The 3439-nt window shown below is 69.5% G+C and carries 1 protein-coding gene; it reads left to right on the top strand.

Annotated features, from left to right (window positions below):
- Positions 1–53: 53 nt before the first annotated feature.
- Positions 54–3439 (top strand): beta-ketoacyl synthase N-terminal-like domain-containing protein (locus ACFVIM_RS34100; protein WP_384309974.1); only part of this gene is annotated, 3386 nt, incomplete at its 3' end.

Here is a 3439-nt window from a genome sequence, read left to right as displayed (position 1 = left end):
AGGGGGGTATGGCGGCGGATGGTGTGGTGTTGGAGCGTGCGGAGCGGGGTGGTGTGACACCGCTGGATCCGGATACCGCCGTCGGCCTCCTGGGTTCGCTGTCAGGCTGTGTGACGGTGGCCGATGTCGACTGGGGCCGGTTCGTTCCCTCGGTGACCGCGGTGCGTGCGAACCGTTTCTGGGACGAGATCGCCCCCGCCGAGGCCGTCACGGGAGCCGCGCTCCCGGACACCGGCCTTCGCGCCCGGCTCTCCGGCCTTTCGGGCGCCGCACTGCGCGCCACAGTGGCCGAACTCATTCGGGCACAGGTGGCCGGCGTCCTCGGATTCGCCGACCCGGCGTCGATCGATACCAGTGTCGCCTTCCGTGACCTCGGCTTCGACTCCCTGACCGCCCTTGAGCTGCGGAATGCCCTGGGTGTGGAGACGGGGTTGCGGTTGGCTTCGACGGTGGTGTTCGACTATCCGTCGGTGGAGGCGCTGGCTGGTTTCGTGGTGGGCGAGCTGGTGGGTGAGGTCGATGAGGTTGTGGTTCAGAGCGCTGTTGCTGAGGGTGATGCGGTGGTTGTGGTGGGTATGGGGTGCCGCTTCCCGGGTGGGGTGGTGTCTCCGGAGGGTCTGTGGGGTTTGGTGTCGGGTGGGGTTGACGCGTTGGGTGGCTTCCCCGTGGATCGTGGGTGGGGTGAGCTGGGTGGCGAGTTCGCCCGGGTCGGTGGGTTCGTGGAGGGGGTCGCGGAGTTCGACGCGGGCCTGTTCGGGATCTCCCCGCGTGAGGCCCTGGCGATGGACCCGCAGCAGCGGATCCTCCTGGAGGTCGTCTGGGAGTCGTTGGAGCGTTCAGGTATCGCGCCGTCGTCGTTGCGCGGTGCTCCGGTAGGCGTCTTCGCCGGAACCAACGGCCAGGATTACGGCACGGCTCTGGCCCTCGCCGGGGACACCGGAGACGGCTACGGAGGCACGGGCAACTCGGGCAGTGTTCTGTCCGGTCGGGTGTCGTACGCGCTGGGTCTTGAGGGTCCCGCGGTGACGGTGGACACGGCGTGCTCGTCGTCGCTGGTCGCGTTGCATCTGGCGGCGCAGTCGCTGCGTTCGGGCGAGTGCTCCCTGGCGCTGGCGGGCGGTGTGACGGTGATGTCGACGCCGGGTGCCTTCGTGGAGTTCGCGCGTCAGGGCGGTCTCGCGTCGGACGGCCGGTGCAAGGCGTTCTCGGATGACGCGGACGGTACGGGGTGGGGTGAGGGCGCTGGTGTCCTGGTCCTGGAGCGCCTGTCCGACGCGCGCCGTCACGGCCACCAGGTCCTGGCGGTGGTGCGGGGTTCGGCGGTCAACCAGGATGGCGCGTCCAATGGTCTGACGGCGCCGAACGGCCCGTCGCAGCGCCGGGTGATCCGGCAGGCCCTGGCGAACGCCGGTCTGTCACCGGCTGACGTGGACGCGGTGGAGGCGCATGGCACGGGCACGGCCCTCGGTGACCCGATCGAGGCCCAGGCGCTCCTCGCCACCTATGGCCAGGACCGTGACCAGCCGTTGTGGCTGGGTTCTATCAAGTCGAATATCGGTCATACGCAGGCGGCGGCCGGTGTCGCCGGGCTGATCAAGATGGTCCTGGCGATGCGGCATCAGACCCTGCCGAAGACGCTGCATGTGGGTGCACCCTCCACGCATGTGGACTGGACGGCGGGCGCGGTCGAGCTGCTGACCGAAGCCGAGCAGTGGCCGACGACTCCGGACCGGCCCCGCCGGGCAGGTGTGTCCTCGTTCGGTGTGAGTGGCACGAACGCCCATGTGATCCTGGAAGAGCCGCCTGCGGTGAGTACCCCCGCGACGGCCGCTGATGCTCTGCGACTGCCGGTGGTGCCGTGGCTGGTGTCGGCGAAGTCGGCTGACGGTGTGGCGGCGCAGGCGGATCGGCTGGGCTCGGTCCTGGACCGGGATCCGGCGGACGTGGGCTTGTCGCTGGCGGTGACGCGGTCGGCGCTGGAGTACCGGTCGTTTGTCGTGGGGTCGGACGCGCAGGAGCTGCGTTCCGGTCTGAAGGCGTTGGCTGCGGGTGAGTCGCGTCCGGTGGCGGTGCGTTCTGGTCTGACGGGTGTGGTGTTCTCGGGTCAGGGTGGTCAGCGGGTGGGGATGGGCCGTGAACTGGCCTCCGTCTTCCCGGTGTTCGCTGAGGCGCTGGAGGAGGTGTGTGCCCAGTTCGACGGACTCCTGGACCGTCCGTTGAAGGAGATTCTCTTTGAGGACGCTGAGGGTGTACTCGGCCTGACGGGGTGGGCGCAGCCCGCGCTGTTCGCGGTCGAGGTGGCGCTGTTCCGTCTGACGGAGTCGTGGGGTGTACGCCCGGACTATCTGGTCGGTCACTCGGTCGGTGAACTCGCGGCCGCTTACGTCTCGGGTGTGGTGTCGCTGGAGGACGCGTGCCGTCTGGTGGCGGCCCGCGCAAGTCTGATGCAGGCTCTGCCGTCCGGCGGCGCCATGTGGGCCGTGCGGGCCTCGCTGGACGAGGTCACCCCCCACCTGATCGACGGTGTCTCCGTCGCCGCCGTGAACGCCCCCGGCCAGGTCGTCCTCTCCGGCACCCGTACGGCGGTCGAAGAGGTCGCGGCGGCGCTCGCGGACCGTCAGGGTCGCTGGCTGGAGGTCAGCCATGCCTTCCACTCGGACCTGATGGATCCGATGCTCGATGCCTTCCGCCAGGTCGCCTCCACCATCGCCTACGACCGTCCGCGCATCCCGATCGTCTCCACTCTCACCGGCGAGGTCATCGAAGAGTTCTCGGCGGACTACTGGACCGACCAGGTCCGTGGCACGGTCCGCTTTGCGGACGCCATCACCCACCTCACCGGCCTCGGCGTCACCCGGTTCCTGGAGCTGGGCCCCGACGCGAGTCTGGTCGGTGCCGTCAGTGAGACGGCCGAGGACGCCCTGGGCGTCGGACTTCTCTCCCGTAAGCGTGCGGAGCCGGTCACGGCTGTCACCACCCTGGCCCGGCTGTGGGCGGACGGCGGGACGGTGGACTGGGCGGCCTTCTACGCCCCCACCACCGCGCGGACCACCGACCTCCCCACCTACCCCTTCGCCCGCGAGCGCTACTGGCCCGCTGTGAAGCACATCGCTACCCCTCCTACCGGTACCTCCTCCGACGCCGAGTTCTGGAACCTCATCGATACCAGCGATATGGACGCCTTCTCGGCGGAGTTCGGGGTCGCTCCAGAGGCGCCGGTCGGGGAGGTTCTGCCCGCTCTGTCCGCTTGGCGGAAGCGGCGTGAGGATCAGGCCGCGGTGGACGGGCTGCGCTACGAAGTGACGTGGGCGCCTGTCGCGCCGCAGCCCGTTCGAACCTTGGCGGGTACGTGGCTGCTGGTGGAGTCCGAGTCGTCCGTGGACGCGTGGTCGGAGGCTTTGGCGGGTGAGTTGGTGGCGCGTGGTGCTCGGGTGGAGTG

This window comes from Streptomyces sp. NPDC057638 (genome assembly GCF_042800315.1).
Classification (GTDB): Bacteria; Actinomycetota; Actinomycetes; order Streptomycetales; family Streptomycetaceae; genus Streptomyces.
This window is presented reverse-complemented; position numbering and strand designations above follow the sequence as displayed.